Source organism: Streptomyces sp. Ag109_O5-10 (genome assembly GCF_900105755.1).
In the GTDB taxonomy this organism is placed as follows: domain Bacteria; phylum Actinomycetota; class Actinomycetes; order Streptomycetales; family Streptomycetaceae; genus Streptomyces.
In genome coordinates this window covers 1,500,311-1,518,859 of the sequence record NZ_FNTQ01000001.1, presented here as the reverse complement: position 1 = coordinate 1,518,859, position 18,549 = coordinate 1,500,311, and the positions used below count along the sequence as shown (strand labels likewise).

General features: G+C 71.6%; 13 protein-coding genes. 5 read left to right on the top strand and 8 right to left on the bottom strand.

Translation table 11 applies throughout. From position 1 onward, the window contains the following. The first annotated feature begins 43 nt into the window (after positions 1–43). The 4 genes from BLW82_RS07000 (at position 44) to BLW82_RS06985 (ending at position 9,384) form a co-directional block, all read left to right on the top strand. Complete coding sequence (locus BLW82_RS07000) at positions 44–2,863, top strand: discoidin domain-containing protein (protein ID WP_093497992.1); 2,820 nt, start codon at positions 44–46, stop codon at positions 2,861–2,863. 264 nt (positions 2,864–3,127) lie between these two features. After that, positions 3,128–6,688, top strand: coding sequence for a choice-of-anchor D domain-containing protein (locus tag BLW82_RS06995; RefSeq protein ID WP_093497991.1), 3,561 nt, complete (start codon positions 3,128–3,130; stop codon positions 6,686–6,688). Between the two features lie 87 nt (positions 6,689–6,775). Continuing rightward, the gene (locus tag BLW82_RS06990) at positions 6,776–8,746 is read left to right on the top strand and encodes a discoidin domain-containing protein (RefSeq protein ID WP_093497990.1); all 1,971 of its coding nucleotides are present in this window, start codon (positions 6,776–6,778) and stop codon (positions 8,744–8,746) included. Positions 8,747–8,778: 32 nt separating this feature from the next. After that, complete coding sequence (locus BLW82_RS06985) at positions 8,779–9,384, top strand: class I SAM-dependent methyltransferase (protein ID WP_093497989.1); 606 nt, start codon at positions 8,779–8,781, stop codon at positions 9,382–9,384. A 71-nt stretch (positions 9,385–9,455) separates the two neighbouring features. Here BLW82_RS06985 and BLW82_RS06980 read toward each other — a convergent pair whose 3' ends face one another. Together BLW82_RS06980 and BLW82_RS06975 are read right to left on the bottom strand one after the other, a co-directional pair. After that, positions 9,456–9,770, bottom strand: coding sequence for a hypothetical protein (locus tag BLW82_RS06980; protein WP_093497988.1), 315 nt, complete (start codon positions 9,768–9,770; stop codon positions 9,456–9,458). Continuing rightward, positions 9,767–11,482 carry an MFS transporter gene (locus BLW82_RS06975; RefSeq protein WP_093497987.1) on the bottom strand — a complete coding sequence of 572 codons (1,716 nt, stop codon included), beginning with the start codon at positions 11,480–11,482 and terminating at the stop codon, positions 9,767–9,769. The genes BLW82_RS06980 and BLW82_RS06975 overlap by 4 nt, the downstream gene beginning before the upstream one ends. Positions 11,483–11,548: 66 nt before the next feature. Here BLW82_RS06975 and BLW82_RS06970 point away from each other — a divergent pair, with 66 nt between their 5' ends. After that, positions 11,549–12,037, top strand: a complete 489-nt coding sequence (locus BLW82_RS06970) for a MarR family winged helix-turn-helix transcriptional regulator (protein WP_256215680.1) — start codon at positions 11,549–11,551, stop codon at positions 12,035–12,037. A 110-nt stretch (positions 12,038–12,147) separates the two neighbouring features. Here BLW82_RS06970 and BLW82_RS06965 read toward each other — a convergent pair whose 3' ends face one another. Genes BLW82_RS06965 through BLW82_RS06940 form a run of 6 tightly spaced genes read right to left on the bottom strand, consistent with a single transcriptional unit; the run spans position 12,148 to position 18,548 of the window. Then, positions 12,148–13,284 (bottom strand): alpha/beta hydrolase family protein, encoded by a 1,137-nt coding sequence (locus BLW82_RS06965; protein WP_093497986.1) that lies wholly within the window; start codon positions 13,282–13,284, stop codon positions 12,148–12,150. Further along, complete coding sequence (locus BLW82_RS06960) at positions 13,277–14,824, bottom strand: class I adenylate-forming enzyme family protein (RefSeq protein ID WP_093507896.1); 1,548 nt, start codon at positions 14,822–14,824, stop codon at positions 13,277–13,279. The genes BLW82_RS06965 and BLW82_RS06960 overlap by 8 nt, the downstream gene beginning before the upstream one ends. Further along, positions 14,821–15,774, bottom strand: a complete 954-nt coding sequence (locus BLW82_RS06955) for an aromatase/cyclase (protein ID WP_093497985.1) — start codon at positions 15,772–15,774, stop codon at positions 14,821–14,823. Before BLW82_RS06955 ends, BLW82_RS06960 begins: the two co-directional genes overlap by 4 nt. Then, positions 15,771–16,028 (bottom strand): acyl carrier protein, encoded by a 258-nt coding sequence (locus BLW82_RS06950; protein ID WP_093497984.1) that lies wholly within the window; start codon positions 16,026–16,028, stop codon positions 15,771–15,773. The genes BLW82_RS06955 and BLW82_RS06950 overlap by 4 nt, the downstream gene beginning before the upstream one ends. Before the next feature lie 10 nt (positions 16,029–16,038). Next, positions 16,039–17,280, bottom strand: a complete 1,242-nt coding sequence (locus tag BLW82_RS06945) for a ketosynthase chain-length factor (protein ID WP_093497983.1) — start codon at positions 17,278–17,280, stop codon at positions 16,039–16,041. Next, positions 17,277–18,548: a beta-ketoacyl-[acyl-carrier-protein] synthase family protein gene (locus BLW82_RS06940; protein WP_093497982.1), complete on the bottom strand. Its 1,272-nt coding sequence runs from the start codon at positions 18,546–18,548 to the stop codon at positions 17,277–17,279. Before BLW82_RS06940 ends, BLW82_RS06945 begins: the two co-directional genes overlap by 4 nt. Position 18,549: the final 1 nt, after the last annotated feature.

The following is an 18,549-nucleotide window of genomic DNA, read 5'->3' as shown; positions in this document are numbered from 1 at the left end:
CGGTCGGGGCGCCGGATTCCCCCCATCCCCGAAGGAGCATCACATGCTGACGATCCCCAGACCCCGGCGACTGGCGGCGGCCGCCGTCGCCGCGGTCGGCGCCCTGTGCGTGTCCGTCCTACCGGCCGCCGCGGCGCAGGAGGCAGCGCACTCCAGGGCGGTCCGCGCCGACATGCCGGCCCCCGCTCCCCGGCAGGCGCAGGCGGCGGCCGGGGCCACCACGCCGTTCTCGGTCTACGAGGCCGAGGCGGGAACACCGGGCGGCGGCGCGGCCGTCCTGTCGCTGACCGGGGCGCCGACGACCGAGTACTCGAGCGCCGCCCTGGAGGCGTCCGGCCACTCCTACGTCCACCTGGACGGCACGGGCCAGTCCGTGCAGTGGACGAACACCACCGGGCAGCCGATCTCCTTCCTCAACGTCCGTGCCAGCGTCCCGGACTCGACGTCCGGCGGGGGTGTCACGGGGACCCTGAACCTGTACGTCAACGGGGTGTTCCGGCAGTCGCTGAGCCTCAACTCGCGGCAGAGCTGGGTGTACGAGGGCAACGGCAACTACAACACGAGCGACGACCAGAACCCGGCCGACGGCGACCCCAGGGTCTTCTGGGACGAGTCGCACACCTTCGTCACCGGGGTCCCGATCCCCGCGGGTGCCACGTTCTCGCTGCGCAAGGACCCCGGGAACACCGCGTCCTTCTACGACGTGGACTCCGTGGACGTGGAGAACCCGCCGGCGCCGCGCACCCAGCCGGCGAACTCCCTGTCCATCACGAGCTGCGGCGCGGTGCCGGACGACACGCCCACCAACGGCGCGGCCGACAGCCGGGCGACGGACAGCAGGGCCGCCATCCAGAACTGCATCGACCAGGCCCAGGCGCAGGGCAGGACCCTGTGGATCCCGCAGGGCACCTTCTACGTGAAGGGCACCACGGGACTGCACGCGCAGGGCATCACCATCGCGGGGGCCGGCCTGTGGTACAGCACGGTCTACCGTGACGTCCCGGTCCCCAACAGCACACCGCTGGCCGCCCTGTTCGACCTGACCTCCTGCACCGTGCGTGACTTCCACATCGACGCCAACGCGGTCAGCCGGAGCACCGTCGGCGGCGACGGCGGCGCGATGGACACCACCGGCACCGGCTGGCTGGCCGACGGCATCTGGACCCAGCACACCATGTCGGGCTTCTGGGCCTCCGGCACCGGCGGCACGGTGCGGAACAGCAGGCTGACGTCGGTCTGGGCGGACGGGATCAACGTCAACAACGTGTCACTGGGCGCGGACACCGGGAACGACCTGACGGTCACGAACAACTTCGTCCGCGGCACCGGGGACGACGCCATCGCCATCAACTCGGTGAACTACAACACCAACAGCGACGGTTCGAAGACGTACTACAACCCGATGACCAATGTCACCGTCAGTGACAACACCTCGATCGCGCCATGGGGCGGCAAGGGCGTCGGGATCTACGGGGGCAGCGGCCACCGGGTCGAGAACAATTACGTCAGCGACACGGCCCGCTACATCGGTCTGGGTGCCGGACGCTTCGGGGTCAACGGCAGCGACCTGCTGTCCGCGACGGTGACGGGCAACACCGTGGTCCGCTCCGGCGGCAACGCCTACAGCCAGGGCCAGCCCGCCCTGCACGTCGGCAACGGCGGTGACGGACAGAACACCGGGACCGTCGACAAGGTCACGGTGACCGGCAACACCGTCAGCGACTCCCTGTACGACGGGATCGGCTTCTCCACCTCGACCAACACCCTGCTCGAGGACAACACGGTCAGCGACCCCGGCCGCAACGGCATCGCGATCTCGCCGCCGTTCTACCCCGCGCCCACGGGTTCCGCGACCGTCACCGGCAACACGGTCACCGGGCTCGCCGCGGGTTCCTCGGCCTTCGTCGACAACTCCACCGGGTTCGTCGCCACGCTGAGTGACAACCACTGGCCGCCGCCCGCTCCCGAAGGCCCCTACGGCGGCACCCCGGCAGCGGTGCCCGGCACGGTGCAGGCGGAGGACTACGACACCGGCGGCCAGGGTGTGGCCTACAACGTCACCTCCGTCAACGGCAACGCCAACGGCTACCGCGCCGACGGGGTGGACCTGGACAACACCTCGGACACCGGCGGCGGTTACAACCTGGGCTGGACCGGCGGCGGACAGTGGTTCCGGTACACCGTGGACGTCGCCACCGCCGGCACCTACACCCTCGGCCTGCGGGTCGCGGCCCCGTCCGCGGTGGCGGGCGCGCTGCACCTGTCGGACGCCGCCGGCACGAACCTCACCGGCGCCGTCGACCTGCCCGCCACCGGCGACTGGCAGACCTGGGCCACCGTGACCACGCACGTGACCCTGCCCGCGGGCCGGCAGGTCCTGACCCTGGACCAGGACAGCGGCGGCTGGAACATCAACCGCCTCGACCTCACCGCGGGCACCGGCACCCCCGGCACGAACCTCGCCGCGGGCAGGCCCACCAGCGAGTCGAGCCACACCGACGTCTACCCGTCGCCGAACGTGACGGACGGCAACCAGGGCACCTACTGGGAGAGCGCCGACAACACGTTCCCGCAGTGGGTCCAGGTCGACCTGGGCTCGGCCCGCAGCGCCTCGCGCGTGGTGCTGCAACTGCCCGCCGGCTGGGGCGCCCGCACCCAGACCCTGTCCCTCGGTGGCAGCACCGACGGCACCACCTTCACCACCCTGAAGCCCGCGGCGGCCTGCACCTTCGATCCGGGCACGAAGAACACCGTCACGCTCACCTTCTCCGCGGTCACCCAGCGCTACTTCCGCATCACCGTCACCGCCAACGACGGCTGGCCCGCGGGCCAGGTGTCCGAGTTCCAGATCTGGACCACCTGACCGCCGCCCGCCCCACGGTGCCGCCGGACGCCACGTCCGGCGGCACCGTCGTGCGGGCGGCCGCGTACCGGAGGCGGGCCGCGCGGCCATGCATTAGATCTTGCATGTCAAATTTTTATTGTTGCAATGCTCTGTCTAGTTATTGCGCGCTGATGTCGACGACATTACGGTCCCCCGTGCGTCATCACCATCCTCCGTCTCCCCTCCCGCCCCGGGCGGTGCCAGCGGAACAGTCCGGGCATTCCGTGATGAAAGGAGTGGTAAGTGATCCATTCCATCCGAGATCTGAGACGAGCGCTCGTCTGGGCGGTCAGCACCGCGATGCTGACGGTCGCCGGCGTCTTCGCGCTGGCCGTCCAGCCTGCGGCGGCCGCGGCCGCCGCCACCGGCGGCAGCGGCGCGAGCCTGCCGTACGTCGAGGTGCAGGCGGAGAACTCCGCCACCAACGGCACCACCATCGGACCGAGTTACACCCAGGGCCAGCTGGCCGACGAGGCGTCGTACCGCAAGGCGACGACCCTCCAGGGCACCGGCCAGTACGTCACGTTCACCACCCCGGTGGCGACCAACTCGATCAACTTCCGGTACAGCATCCCGGACACCTCGGGCGGCTCGGACTACACCGCCGCGCTGTCCCTGTACATCAACGGCGTCAAGCAGCCCGACTTCACCCTGACCAACGCCTACAGCTGGTACTACGGCAGCTACCCCTTCACCAACACGCCGGGCAGCAACCCGCACCACTTCTACGACGAGGCCCACCGCCTGTTCTCCACCACCTATCCGGCGGGCACGACCTTCAAGCTGCAGGTCGACTCCGGTGACACCGCCTCCTCGTACACGATCGACTTCGCCGACTTCGAGCAGGTCGGCGCCGCCCTGAGCGCACCCTCGGGGTCGGTGTCGGTGACGAGCAAGGGCGCCGACTCGACCGGTGCGACCGACGCGACCAGCGCGTTCAACGCCGCGATCAGCGCGGCGGGCCCCGGCGGCACCGTGTGGATCCCGCCGGGCACCTACAACATCCCGGGCCACATCAGCGTCAACAACGTCACCATCGCCGGCGCCGGCATGTGGTACTCGACCGTCACCGGCACGGCCCCCGGCTTCTACGGCAACTCCGCGCCCTCGCCCAGCACCGGCGTGCACCTGCAGAACTTCGCGATCTTCGGCAACGTGCAGGAGCGCGACGACAGCGCCCAGGTCAACGGCATCGGCGGCGCGATGAGCAACTCGACGGTGTCCAGCCTCTGGATCGACCACATGAAGGTCGGCGCCTGGATGGACGGCCCGATGGACGGACTGACGTTCAGCGGCATGCGCATCCGCGACACCACCGCCGACGGCATCAACTTCCACGGCGGCGTCACCAACTCGAAGGTCACCAACAGCGACATCCGCAACACCGGCGACGACGGCATCGCCACCTGGGCGGACTCCGGCATCGGCGCCGACGCCAACGACACCATCTCCAACAACACCGTATCCCTGCAGATCCTCGCCAACGGCATCGCGATCTACGGCGGTCACGACAACACCGTCAGCGGCAACCGCGTGGTGGACTCCGGCATCGCCCAGGGCGGCGGCATCCACGTGGGGCAGCGCTTCTCGTCCACGCCGGTCGGCACCACCACCATCTCCGACAACACCATGGTCCGGGACGGCAGCCTCGACCCGAACTGGCAGTTCGGCGTGGGCGCCCTGTGGTTCGACGGCAGCCAGGGCGCGATCACCGGCCCGGTCAACGTGACCAACGCGCTGATCCAGCAGAGCCCGTACGAGGCGATCCAATGGGTCGAGGGCACCATCAGCGGCGTCAACCTCAACAACGTGACCATCGCCGGCACCGGAACCTTCGCCCTCCAGGAACAGACCGGCGGCGCCGCCAAGTTCACCAACGTGACGGCCACCGGCGTCGGCTACTCCTCACCGGTGTACAGCTGCTCGGGCGGCAACTTCGTCGTCACCGACGGCGGTGGCAACTCCGGCATCAGCGGCACGCCGTACTGCGGAGGGTGGCCGGCCCCGGTCTACCCGCCCTACCCGTCCGAAGGCGTGACGGCCACCCCGGGCGCGCTCAACTTCGGCTCGGTTCCCACCGGTTCGACCAGTGACCCGCAGACCGTGACCGTGTCCAACCCGACCGGCACCGCCGCGTCCGTCTCCTCCATCTCCACCAGCGGCGACTACTCCCAGACCAACACCTGCGGCTCGTCGATCGCCGCGAACGGCTCGTGCACCGTCAGCGTGAAGTTCGCGCCGACGGCCACCGGCAGCCGCGGCGGCACGCTGACGGTCAACGCCGGCGGGGTCACCAACACCGTCACCCTCTCCGGCACCGGCACCGCGCCCGGCCCGGTGCTGAACACCGACCCGGCGAGCCTCGCCTTCGCCGCCACGGTGGTCGGCTCCTCGGCCGACACGCAGACGGTGAAGGTGACCAACTCGGGCACCACCTCGGCGACCGTCTCGGGCGTCTCGGCGACCGGCGACTTCAGCCAGACCAACAACTGCTCCACCCTCGCGGTCGGCGCCTCCTGCACGGTGACCGTCGGCTTCAAGCCCACCACGGGCGGCTCGCGCACCGGCAGCCTGACCGTCACCAGCAACGCCAACAACAGCCCCACCGTCGTCACCCTGACCGGCAGCGGCATCGACAGCACCACCAACATCGCGGCCGGGCGCCCGGCGACGGCGAGTTCGAGCAGCAGTCCCTACGTCGCCTCGAACCTCACCGACCCGGACGCGTCGACGTACTGGGAGGGCGCGAGCGGCTCGTTCCCGCAGTGGGCGCAGGTCGACCTCGGCCAGAACTACAGCGTCGGCAAGGTCGTGCTCAAGCTCCCGCCGGCGACCGCGTGGTCGGCCCGCACCCAGACCCTGTCGGTGCAGGGATCCACGGACGGCTCCAGCTTCTCCACCATCAAGGCATCGGCCGGGTACACCTTCGACCCGAACTCCAACAACAACACGGTGACCATCACGTTCAGCGCCGCCACGGCGCGCTACGTGCGGGTGAACATCACCGCCAACACGGGCTGGAACGCGGCCCAGTTGTCGGACTTCGAGGTGTTCCCGAGCGGCGGCGGCTCCTCGCCGGCCACCCTCTCGGCCAGCCCGGCGTCGCTCACGTATCCCACCCAGGCGCTCAACACCGCCAGCAGCGCGAAGACGGTCACGGTCACCAACTCCGGTACCGCGGCGGCGACTGTCTCCGGCATCACGGTCACCGGTGACTTCTCGCAGACCAACACCTGCGGGACGTCGATCGCGGCAGGGGCCTCCTGCACGGTGGCCGTCACCTTCACGCCCACCGCGTCCGGCACCCGCACCGGCGATCTCAGCATCGCCAGCAACGCGTCCAACGGCACGACCACGGTCGCGCTGACTGGCACCGGAGCCGGCACGGTCAGCAAGAACCTGGCGGCCGGCGCGGCCACCACCGAGTCCAGCCACACCGACGTCTACCCGTCGTCGAACGTGACGGACGGCAACCAGGGAACCTACTGGGAGAGCGCCAACAACGCCTTCCCGCAGTGGGTGCAGGTCGACCTCGGTTCCGCGCAGAGCGCGAGCCGCGTCGTCCTCCAGCTCCCCGCGACCTGGGGCGCCCGGACCCAGACGCTGTCCCTGTCGGGCAGCACCGACGGCTCCTCCTTCTCCACGATCAAGTCGTCGGCCACTTACACCTTCGACCCCGCCACCAGCAACACGGTCACCATCACGTTCACCGCGACCACCCAGCGCTACTTCCGGGTGAACATCACGGCGAACAACGGCTGGCCGGCCGGCCAGATCTCCGAGTTCCAGGTCTGGAACACCTGATCCACCCCGTCGGTGCCGCCGGGCGCGCCCGCCCGGCGGCACCGCCGACCGAAAGGCCACTCGACCACTCGACCAGAGGAATGCCAGATGGGCGTCACACGCAGAGTCTTCTTGAGGGCCGCGGTCGCGGCCGGTGCGGTGGGAACCGTGGGGGCCACGGGGACCGACCTCGCCCCGGCCGCGTCGGCGGCCAGTGCGCCGGGCGACGTGGTCGGCAAGATCACCGTCGGCTACCAGGGCTGGTTCGCCTGCGCCGGCGACGGCGCGCCCATCAACGACTGGTGGCACTGGAGCCAGGACTGGGGCCGGCCGCCGTCCCCGACCAACACCAACATCAAGTGCTGGCCCGACACGCGTGACTACACCAGCACGTACCAGACGTCGTACGCCGCCCTCGGCAACGGCCGGCCCGCCAGGCTGTTCTCCTCGTACGACCAGCAGACGGTCGACACCCACTTCCTCTGGATGCAGCAGAACGGCATCGACACGGCAGCCCTGCAGCGCTTCGACCCCACCGGTGGTGAGGGCCCCACCCGCGACGCCATGGCGACCAAGGTACGCAGCGCCGCCGAGACGTACGGGCGGAAGTTCTACATCATGTACGACGTCTCCAACTGGACGAACATGCAGTCCGAGATCAAGACGGACTGGACGAACAAGATGTCCGCCCACACCGCGAGTTCCGCCTACGCGAGGCAGAACGGCAAGCCGGTGGTGTGCATCTGGGGCTTCGGCTTCAACGACCCCAACCACCCCTTCACCGCCGCCGCCTGCCTCGACGTCGTCAACTGGTTCAAGAGCCAGGGCTGTTACGTCATCGGCGGGGTACCGCGCGAATGGCGGACGGGGACCGGCGGTTCGCAGTCCGGCTTCTCGGGGGTCTACCACGCCTTCAACATGATCTCGCCGTGGATGGTCGGCGCCATCGGGAACGTGGCCGAAGCCGACAACGCGTACACCACGTACACGGTCCCCGACCAGGCCGACTGCAACGCCAACGGCATCGACTTCCAGCCCTGCGTGCTGCCGGGCGACGTCTCCGCCCGGCAGCGGGCGCACGGCGACTTCATGTGGCGGCAGTTCTACAACATGGTGCGGGCCGGGGTGCAGGGCATCTACATCTCCATGTTCGACGAGTACAACGAGGGCAACCAGATCGCCAAGACCGCCGAGACCCAGGCGTGGGTGCCCACCGACTCCGGATTCCTCGCCCTCGACGAGGACGGCACCGCCTGCTCCGCCGACTACTACCTGCGCCTGACCGGCGACGGCGGCCGCATGCTCAAGGGCCAGATCGCGCTGACCGCCACCCGCCCCACCCAGCCGGTCCTCCCCACCGGCGACACCACTCCGCCGGCCGCGCCGGGCGGCCTGACGGTCACCGGGCACACCGGCGGCTCCGTCTCGCTGGCCTGGAACGCGTCGACCGACAACGTCGGCGTGACCGGCTACCGCATCCTCCGGGTGTCCGGCTCGACCAGCACCCAGGCCGGCACCACCGGCGCCACCCCGTTCACCGTCACCGGACTCGCCGCGTCCACCGCGTACACCTTCGCGGTCGTCGCCCTCGACGCGGCGGGAAACGTGTCGCAGCCCTCCAACCAGGTCACCGTCACCACCGAGCCCCCGTCCGGCACCACCAACCTCGCCCTCCGTCGCCCCACCTCGGAGAGCAGCCACACCCAGGTCTACGGCTCGTCCAACGCGACCGACGGCGACACCGGCACCTACTGGGAGTCCGCCAACAACGCCTTCCCGCAGTGGATACAGGTCGATCTGGGCGCCGGCACCGGGGTCAAGCGGATCGTCCTCGCCCTTCCCCCCTCGGCCGCCTGGGCCACCCGCACCCAGACCATCTCCATCCAGGGCAGCACGGACGGCGGCACCTTCACCCAGCTGCTCGCCCCGGCGGGCTGCACCTTCGACCCGGCGACCGGGAACACCGCGACCCTCACCCTCCCCGCCACGGCCACCACCCGCTACCTGCGGCTCACCTTCACCGCCAACAACGGCTGGCCGGCCGGGCAGGTCTCGGAGTTCCAGGTCTTCGGCGCCTGATGCCCGGCCCACCTCGGCCTATAGTTCCTCGCATGAGTCGCTGGGACGAACTGACCGGGGGCACGTCCGGGAAGGACTACGCCGCACGGTTCGCCGCCCTGGCCCGCAGCGGCAAGGACATGCACGGTGAGGCGCGGTTCTGCACGGCGCTGGTGCCCGCCGGAGCGCGCGTGCTGGACGCCGGGTGCGGCACCGGACGGGTCATGATCCGGCTCGCGGAGCTCGGGTACGACTGCGTCGGCGTGGATCTCGACGCGTCGATGCTGGCGGTGGCGCGGGAACACGCGCCGGACCTGCCCTGGTTCCAGGCCGACCTGGCCGAGTTCGAGCCCCGCGGGCTCGGCGTCGCGGCGGACTTCGACCTCGTGGTCGCCGCAGGCAACATCTTCCCGTTGCTCGCCGCCGGCACCGAGGCCGCCGTCACCGGACGCCTGGCCGCGGTCCTGCGCCCCGGCGGCCTGCTGGTCGCCGGGTTCGGCCTGGACGAGGCCCATCTGCCCGTGCCGCCCGGCATCACCCTGTCCGAGTACGACGGCCACTGCGCCGCGGCCGGCCTCACCCTCGTCGACCGCTTCGCCACCTGGGACGCCGACCCCTATGACGGTGGCGGGTACGCCGTCAGCGTCCACCGCCGCTGAACCCCCGGAACGGCGGCGGCCCCGGATCCGGTGGGGGAAGGGCCGGATCCGGGGACGTGGTGCGGTGGTGGTCAGGCGATCTGCCGCAACCGCGGGACGATCACGTCGCGGACGTGGTCCTGAACGGTCTGCAGGGGGATGCGCTGCGCTTCGAGGACCACGGTGCCGTGCGGAGCGGCGTGCCGGCGCACGGGAGGACGGGACTCCCACTCGACGCCGCTGCCGACCAGGACGGCGATGAACCGGCCGGTGTCCAGCAGGGAGAGGGCCTCCGCGTCACGGGTCACGCCGACCGCGGTGAAGCCGTTGGCCTCGATGATGTCGGTGGAGGCGTCGACCAGGTGCCGCTCGCGGCCGAGGACCAGGACGTTCTTCTCGTTGCTCATGCCGTCACCTCGGTGGGTTCGGTGCTCACGGCGGTCGCGTCGGCGGGCCGCGAGTGCTTGGGCAGGGTCAGGAAGCCGGCGGCGGCGATCACCAGGATGCCGGCGTCCAGCAGCAGGACGGTTCGGAAGCCCGACGAGTAGCTGACCGAGTCGGCGCGGGCGACGGCCCGGCCGAACGCGGCGGCGGTCTTCGGGTCGCTCTCGACGCAGCTGGCCGGAACCTTGCTCGGATCGACCGAGTCGGCGCGCTGCCGCACGCAGGTGCGGAAGTCGTCGAGGAGCCGGTCCTGGGAGGTGATGCCGGCCCCGCTGAGGGCGGACTTCAGTGCGGGGGTGGCCTCGTCGGTGGCGTGGCCGCCCGCGTTGCCGACCTGGGCGAAGAAGACCACGCCCGTCAGGGCGACGCCGAGGGCCATGCCGAGCTGCTGGACGGTGTTCAGCAGGCCGGAGGCGTTGCCCGCCTGCTCGCCGGGGACCTGGCCGAGCAGCAGATCCAGGGTCGGCGCGACGATCAGGCCGAAGCCGATGCCGGAGACGATGTGCACCGGGATGATCTGCCAGGACGCCAGGCTGTGGCCGTAGTGGGCGACCAGGACGGCGAAGGCGATGAAGCCGATCGCGTTGACGAGGCCGCCGGCCACCAGCACGTTGCGGCCGAACTTGGGGACCAGCTTGTCGGGGGCGTTGCCGGCTCCGATGCCGACACCGATGGCGAAGGTGGCCGCGGTCAGGCCGGCGTGCATCGGCGTCCAGCCGAGGCCCTGCTGCAGGAAGAGCGTCCAGACGAAGAAGAACCCGCCCACCGCGATCCAGAACAGGAACCACACCGCCATGCCCACCGAGAACGACCGGGAGCGGAACACGCCGAACTCGACCAGCGCGGAGCCGACCTTGGCGAACCGGCGCCGCTCGTAGGCGAGGAAGACCGCGAGCAGCACCAGGGCGCCGGCCAGCATGCCGTAGGTCCAGGCGGGCCAGCCCAGGCGGCGGCCCTCGGTGAGCGGGTAGACCAGCAGCACCACGGCGGCGAGCGCCAGGGGCATGCCGAGCAGGTCGAGTTTGGGGCGCCGCGGGGCGCGGGACTCGCGGATCACCAGGGCGCCGGCGATCAGCGCGGCGATCCCGACCGGGACGTTGACCAGGAAGATCGGGCGCCACTGCCAGCCGAAGAGGTTCCACTGCACGAGCAGGCCGCCGAGGGCGAGGCCGAAGACCGCGGAGGAGCCGGTGACCGCGCCGAAGACGGCGACCGCCTTGCCGCGTTCGGCCGGCGGGAAGACCACGTGCAGGATCGCCAGGATCTGGGTGACCATCAGGCCGGCCGCGGCGCCCTGGAGGAACCGGGAGACGATCAGCATCTCGGGGTTGACCGCGACGCCGCACAGCAGCGAGGCGACGGTGAAGCCGGCCATGCCGATGAGGAAGACGCGTTTGCGTCCGAAGATGTCGCCGAGCCGTCCGCTGAGGATCAGCAGCGCGGCGAAGGAGAGCACGTACGCCGCGATCACCCACTCGATCTGCGCGTAGTCGGCGTGCAGGTCGCGCTGGATGCTCGGGACGGTGACGTTGACGACCGTGGTGTCGACCAGGTCCATGAAACCTGCGATCAGGACGACCGCGAAGGCCAGCCGGCGCTTCGGGTCGGGTGCGGCGCCACCCGGGGATTCCTGCGGCGGGGCGCCTGGCGTGGTTGCGGAGATGTCTTGAGTCACGGAGTCAGTATGCACTTCTGGTGACTATCCCTCAAGGTGATAATTCCGTGGGGGTATCATGATGCCGTGAGTACTCAACTGCTGTTCGACCACCCCGCCTGCGTGATGACCCACCTCAGCGCCCACGTGCAGGAGCAGCTCGTCGACGTGCTCGCACCGCTGGGCATCCACCCCCGCCAGTTCGGCCTGCTCAACCTGCTGACCGAGGAGGACGGCCGCAGCCAGCACCAGCTCGCCGGACCGCTGAACGTGCACCGCAACGTGATGGTCGGCCTGGTCGACGAGCTGGAGCGGCGCGGACTGGTGGAGCGCCGCCGCCATCCCACCGACCGCCGGGCGCACGCCGTCCACCTGCTCCCGGCCGGCCGCAGCCTGCACGCCGAGGCCGAGGCCCTGGTCAGCGGCTTCGAGGACCGGCTGCTCGGCGGGCTGGAGCCGGACGAGGCGCGGACCTTCGTCACCCTGCTCAAGCGGGTCTTCGTGCACGCCGGACTCGACCACGACCTGCACCCCGGACTGCTCGCGTCCGGAGCGGCATTCACCGAGCGCCGCTGACGTCGGCGCGTTCCGGGCCCGATGGTGCCCGGCGGGCTCCGGGCCCGATGGTGCCCGGCGGGACGCGACGGGCCTGCCCGGCCGGTCGCCGGGCAGGCCCTTCACCGCGGTCAGGCGCGGCCTGCCAGCCGGTCCGCGACCAGGTCGGCGGTGCGCAGGGTGTAGGAATTGATCAGGTTGAGGCTGGTGTGCGCCTCCCTGGGGTGCACCTCGAGCGTGTGCCGGCCCGACCACGCCCGGTCGAGGTCGTACAGTCCCTCGACCGGGAAGATGTCGTCCAGCGCGCCGGACACACTCAGCACCTCGGTGGCCGGCGCCGGGCCGGGCTCGATCGCCAGCTCGTCGAAGCGCGGCTGCAGGTCCTCGCCCGGCCCCGCGTCGAAGGCGAACCGGAAGTTGTCCTTCAGTCGCCGCGGGAGGCCGTCGAACTTGGCGATCGCGGGGCCGCCGCCGAAGTTGACGACGCACCGGAAGTGCTCGCCGAGTTCCCGGGCCACCCGCAGCGCCAGGTAGCCGCCGAAGCTGATACCGGCGAAGGCCAGCCGGTCGGCGGCGATCCCCGGTTCGCGGCGCAGCCCCTCCAGCAGTTCGGCGACCACCCGCTCCATCTCGACCAGCACCGGGGTACGGCCCAGCCGTGACCCCTGGCCGGGTCCCTCGAAGAGCACGGCGGCGATGCCGCGTTCCAGGTAGGCCTCGGCCAGCGCCACCATCTCGACCTCGGTGGCCGAGTCCAGGCCGTTGGAGAGCACCACCGCGGGCAGCGGCTCGCCCGACGCACGCATCGCCCCGGTGCGCAGCACCCAGTAGCCCGCGCCGGTGCCGGGCAGCGACCCCTCGGTGACCTCGAGGTCGGTGCCCGCCAGACTGTCCAGGAAGCACTCCCGGACGCGCTGCCGCAACCGCTGCTTGACGGCCCGGTCGTCGAAGTACTGGAACTCCGCCCAGTGGTAGGCCGCGGCGGCGCCACGCAGTGCGCGGCCGCGCCCGGCCGTCGTGCCGGACCCCTCGGCGAGGACGGTGCAGTCCTCGGCCCGGGCGGTCCAGCGCTCGCGCCAGAGGTTCCAGAACCCGGCGGAGGCCAGGTCCAGGTCGTCGGCCGGGAAGCCGTCCAGGGCCGCCGCGATGTCGCCCCAGTGCACCTGCGGGGCGTAGCGCGCGTTCAGGAACATCAGCCGCGGGAAGAGGTAGCCGAGCGCCCGGTACACGTGCTCGGGCACCCGCAGCCGCTCCGTCGTCTCAGCCATCGGAGCCGCCCTTCAGCAGCACCACCCGGGCCGGGTCGACGCCGGCGGCCACCTCGCCGCGCATGATCTTCCCGTTGGCGCTGCGGGCGAACGGCTCGGGGGTGGCCCACACCCGGTCCGGCCACTTCTCCGGGGCCAGCGAGCCGCGCAGTTCGGCGGTGACGAGCGCGCGCAGCTCCTCGGCGCCGTGCAGACCGATCGGACCGCACAGGCAGGCGACCGGCAGCTCGTGCGGGCCGTCGGGGTTCGGCAGGCCCGCCAGCACCACCTCGTCCGTTCCCGGGGTGCCGGCCAGCACCGCCTCGACCTCCTCGGGATAGATCCGGTGGCCGTTCTCGCTGAGCAGCACCCCGGCCAGCCGCCCCTTGAGCACCAGGTCGCCGTCGGGGCTCCACTCGGCGAGGTCGCCGGTGCGCAGCCATGCGCCGACCGGCTCGACCACACCGGTGGCGACGTCCACGTAGCCCTCCATCACCGGCTCACCGCGGACCAGGATCTCGCCGACGCCGTCCGGGTGGCCGGCCACCGGCTCCAGCCGCACCTCCAGGGAGTCGTCGGGCCTGCCGATGCAGTAGACGTGCTTGAGGTGGCGCGCCTCGGCGTGCCCCTGCTCGCCCAGGAAGCAGAACGGGCCGTAGGTCTCGGTCAGTCCGTAGCCCTGGATCCAGTCGCAGCGCGCCAGCTCGCGGCCCTGTTCGAGCACCGCCCGGGGAACGGCGGCCCCGCCGTAGGAGACCACCCGCAGGCTGGACAGGTCGTCCCCGCCCGTGCTCGCCGCGGACACGAACTGCTTGAGCGCCACCGGGCGCAGCGCCAGGTGCGTCGCCCGGTGGCGGGCCACCTGGGCCGGCCACCGGCCGGGGTCCGGGGTCTCCGGGAAGACCACGGTGCCGTCGTGCAGCAGCGCACCGAAGGAGTTGATGACACCGGTGGTGTTGTTCATCAGGCCGGTCATGAAGATCCGGGCGGTCGGGCCGTAGCCCATGGTGCGGGTGACCCAGCCGATCCGGGCACAGATGTGCGCCTCGCCGATGCTGATCGCCTTCGGTTTGCCGGTGGTACCGCTGGTGAACAGCACCAGGAAGTGGTCCACCGGCTCGGGGCGGAGCACCTGCGCCTCCGCCTCGGGCGCCTCGCCGGCCGGGAACGGCAGCTCCACCACGGTGGCGCAGCGCTCGCGCAGCACGTCCAGGCCTGCCCGGTCCCGTTTGAAGTGCACCACCGCGTCGGGCCCCGCGGCGTCCGCGATGGACAGCCACTCCGGCAGCGCCGCCGCCTGCAGTCCGTAGGGCATCAGCAGGTGCAGACCGAGCGAGCTGGCCGCGGCGAGGAAGAACACCGCCTCCGGCCCGTGGTCCAGCAGCGCCAGCACCCGCCGGCCCGGGACCAGGCCGCGTTCGAGGAGTTCCCGCTGGGCCCGGGCCACCTCGTTGCGGACCTGGCGCCGGGTCAGCGAGCGTTCGCCCGCGACCATGCACACCCGGTCGGCGTCGGCGCCCGGCGAGAGGGCGAGGCCGGCCAGCTTCCGCGTGGGATTCATGGGCGCCGCACCACCGATGCCGCGTACGCGCACGCCGCCTCCATGGTGGCCCTGCTGTTGGCGCCCAGGGTGTCGCGGACGTGCGCGCACGCCTGCTCGAAGGTGGCGCCCGCGCCGAGCGTCCGCGCCACCGCGGCCGGGTCGACCGCCACGGTGTGGTGCGAGACGATCGCGGTGCCGCCGCCCGACCTCTCGAACTCCCACAGACCACTGTGCCCGGACAGCAGGGCGGGCAGCACGGTCTGCTTGTAGGAGATCCGCTCGCCGGGCACGCACAGCCGGACCGAGGCGGTGGTGTGGCTGCGGCCGTCGGAGGTGAGGGTGTCCATCGCCATCACCTGCACGCCCGCCGGGTCCTCGGTGAGGTCGACCCGGCCGACGTGCGGAAGCCGCTCGGGCCACAGGTCGCAGCGGTACACGAAGTCGTACACGTCGGCCGGGTCCGCGCCGGGCGCCACCACCCGGTCGTGGAACGAGAAGACCAACTGCTCCAGGGGATACGGGCGTTCGGCGAAGTCGCCGAGCGCGGCCAGTTCCTCGACGCTGTTGCGGTCCACCGCCCGGGCGATCCACTCCAGTGCCTGGGGATCGTCGTCCACGGCGGTGAAGGCATGGGTCAGTACGATCCGGGTGCGGCCCTCGCCGGCCGGACGGAACGACCACTCGCCGGACATGGCGGCGACCGGCGCGGTGGACCGGTCCTGGCGGAAGGAGATCCGCAGGGCCCGGGGGTCCAGGGAGCGGCGGGAGGTCCAGGTCGCCATCGTGCCGTTGGTCCGCGCCCACAGCTCGATCCGCTCGTCGGCGCCGTCCCGCTCGATCTGCCTGGCCCGTACGCACGGACCCAGCAGCACCGGCCAGCGGCTGACGTCCGCGACCAGTGCGTACAGCCGGTCGGCGGGAGCGTGAACCTCCCTGCTGTGCTCCGTCTCTCGGGTGCGGGGGCTCATGCGGCCGCGGCCTCCTTCGCGGAGCGCACCAGTTCGGCCAGCTCACGAGGCGTGCGGGCGTTGAAGAGCAGCTCGTCCGGTATCAGCACGCCGAACTCGCTCTCGATCGCGGTGGCGGTCTCCATCAGGGCCAGCGACTCGTAGCCGAGCGCGTCGAAGGTGGTGTCGGCGAAGTCGGCGTCGGAGACCCCGGATTCGGAGGCGCCGGCGCTGGCGACGATGACACGGCGGATCTCGTCCACGGTGATGTTCACAACTGTCTCCTCAAGAAGGGTCGTTGGCGGCGTCGGAGTCCCAGGCGCGGACCACGACAGCCGAGTTGAAGCCCCGCAGGCCGCGGGCGACCACGAGCACGGTGCGCACGGCCGCCTCCCGGGCCCGGTCGCGGACCAGGTCGATGCCGTACTCGGCGGGCACCTCGCGGGTGCCGGGGGTGGGCGGGATCACGCCGTCACGGATCGCCAGCAGCGCGACGGCGGTGTCCAGCGCGCCGCCGCCCGCGTAGGTGCGGCCGGACCCGGCCTTCGGCGCGGTCACCGGCACCGCGCCCGGCCCGAACACCTCGCGCAGCGCGGCCGCCTCCGCCCGGTCCAGGCCGGGCACCCCGACCGCGTCGGCGAGGACCAGGTCGACCTGGCCGGCCGTCACCCCGGCGTCGGCGAGTGCCGCCTCGACGGTGCGGCGCAGCGCCGGGGGACGGCCGGAGCCCGGCGCGGGGTCGAAACCGCTGGCGTAGCCGGCGATCTCGCCGAGGATGTCCGGGGCGCCGCGGCGCAGCGCCGCCTCGGCGTCCTCCAGCACCAGCAGCGCGCCGCCCTCGCCGGGGACGTAACCGTGGGCGTCCCGGTCGAAGGGCAGGTAGGCGCGGCCAGGATCGGTGCTGGTGGAGAGCCGGTCGCCGGCGATCTGCGCAGCCCATCCCCAGGGGTCGAGCGCGGAGTCGACACCGCCCGCGACCACCAGCGGGGTGCCGCGGCGCACGGTCCGCCGGGCGTGGCCGATCGCGTCCAGGCCGCCCGCCTGCTCGGTGACCAGCGCGCTGGACGGGCCGCGCATGCCGTGCCGGATGGAGATCTGCCCGGTGTTCACCGCGTAGAACCAGGCGAAGGACTCGTAGACGCTGACCGTCTGCGGGCCCCGGGTCCACAGTTTGTGGAACTCCCGGTGGGTGAACTCGAAGCCGCCGAGGGCGTTGGCGGTGACCACGCCCATGTCGTAGTCGACCAGGCTGGCCGGGTCGACCTTCGCGTCCTCCAACGCCCAGCCGGCCGCGACCAGCGCGTACCGGGTGGACACGTCGGTCTGCGGGAGCAGCCGGTCGGGCAGGTGGTCGGCCACGTCGAACCCGCGGATCTCGCCGGCCAGCTTGGCCGGGTACTTCGCCACGTCGAACCGGGTGAGCTCGCCGAGGCCGTGCCGGCCCTCCCGGGCGGCGGCCCAGAAGTCCTGGGTGCCCAGCCCGTTGGCGGCGAGCGCGCCGATCCCGGTGACTACGGTCCTGGTCATTCCTTCTCCCCGGTCGGGCGCCGCAGCACCATCGCGGTCTGGAAGCCGCCGAAGCCGCTGCCGACCGTGAGCACGGTCCGCACGTCCAGTTCGCGCGCGGTCAGCGGCACGTAGTCGAGGTCGCACTCGGGGTCGGCCTCGTGCAGGTTGGCGGTGGGCGGCACCACGCCGTTCTTGATGGCGAGCGCGCAGGCGGCGATCTCCACCGAACCGATGGCGCCCAGCGAGTGACCGACCATCGACTTGATCGAGCTGACCGGCGTGCGGTAGGCGTGATCGCCGAGGGCGCGTTTGACCGCGGCGGTCTCGTGCCGGTCGTTCTGCTTGGTGCCGGAGCCGTGGGCGTTGATGTAGTCCACGTCGGTCGGGTCGACGCGGGCCTGGTCCAGGGCGACCCGGATCGCCTCGGCCATCTCCCGGCCGTCCGGCTTGAGGCCGGTCATGTGGTACGCGTTGCAGCGGGTGCCGTAGCCGCTGACCTCGGCGTAGACCGGGGCGCCGCGGCGCCGCGCCGACTCCAGGGTCTCCAGGACGAACATCGCGGCGCCCTCGGCGAGCACGAAGCCGGTGCGGGAGCGGTCGAACGGGCGGGAGGCGGTCTCCGGTTCGTCGTTCCGTGCGGTGGTCGCCTTGATCGCGTCGAAGCAGGCCACCACGATCGGTGTGATCGGGGTGTCGGTGGCGCCCGCCACGATGACGTCGGCCGATCCCTCCTGGATCAGCTGCAGGGCGTGTCCGACCGCGTCCAGGCCGGAGGTGCAGCCGTTGGAGACCAGCGACACCGGCCCTTCCGCGCCGACCTTCCACGCCACCTCGGCCGGCATCACGCTCGGTGCCAGGTAGTCGAACATGTGCGGCGACAGCCACTCCTCGCTGTCCACCAGCCAGTCGCGGCCGGAGTCGGACAGCACCAGGTACTCGCGCTCCAGGCTGGTGGCCGCGGCCACCGCGCTGCCCAGGGTGACCCCGATCCGCGCCGGGTCGACGCCCGCGAAGTCCAGGCCGCTGTCGCGCACGGCCTCCTGGGCGCAGACCACGGCGAACTGGGTGGCCCGGTCCATGCGGCGGATCTCCCGCTGGCTCAGCCCCTCCCACACCGGCTCGAAGTCCGCCTCGCCGGCGATCTGCGACCGGTACGACGACGGGTCGAAGAAACTGATCCGCCGGGTCGCGGTACGGCCCGCGGTGAGCAGGTCCCAGAACTCCTTGGTGCCCCGGCCGCCCGGGGCGCGTACGCCGATGCCGGTGATGACCACTCGTCGGCTCATC

Excerpts from the sequence above, each read along its gene's own strand:
- BLW82_RS07000 (WP_093497992.1), top strand. The coding sequence starts at position 44 with ATGCTGACGATCCCCAGACCCCGGCGACTGGCGGCGGCCGCCGTCGCC.
- BLW82_RS06990 (WP_093497990.1), top strand. The coding sequence starts at position 6,776 with ATGGGCGTCACACGCAGAGTCTTCTTGAGGGCCGCGGTCGCGGCCGGT.
- BLW82_RS06985 (WP_093497989.1), top strand. The coding sequence starts at position 8,779 with ATGAGTCGCTGGGACGAACTGACCGGGGGCACGTCCGGGAAGGACTAC.
- BLW82_RS06980 (WP_093497988.1), bottom strand. The coding sequence starts at position 9,770 with ATGAGCAACGAGAAGAACGTCCTGGTCCTCGGCCGCGAGCGGCACCTG.
- BLW82_RS06965 (WP_093497986.1), bottom strand. The coding sequence starts at position 13,284 with ATGGCTGAGACGACGGAGCGGCTGCGGGTGCCCGAGCACGTGTACCGG.
- BLW82_RS06960 (WP_093507896.1), bottom strand. The coding sequence starts at position 14,824 with ATGAATCCCACGCGGAAGCTGGCCGGCCTCGCCCTCTCGCCGGGCGCC.
- BLW82_RS06955 (WP_093497985.1), bottom strand. The coding sequence starts at position 15,774 with ATGAGCCCCCGCACCCGAGAGACGGAGCACAGCAGGGAGGTTCACGCT.
- BLW82_RS06945 (WP_093497983.1), bottom strand. The coding sequence starts at position 17,280 with ATGACCAGGACCGTAGTCACCGGGATCGGCGCGCTCGCCGCCAACGGG.
- BLW82_RS06940 (WP_093497982.1), bottom strand. The coding sequence starts at position 18,548 with ATGAGCCGACGAGTGGTCATCACCGGCATCGGCGTACGCGCCCCGGGC.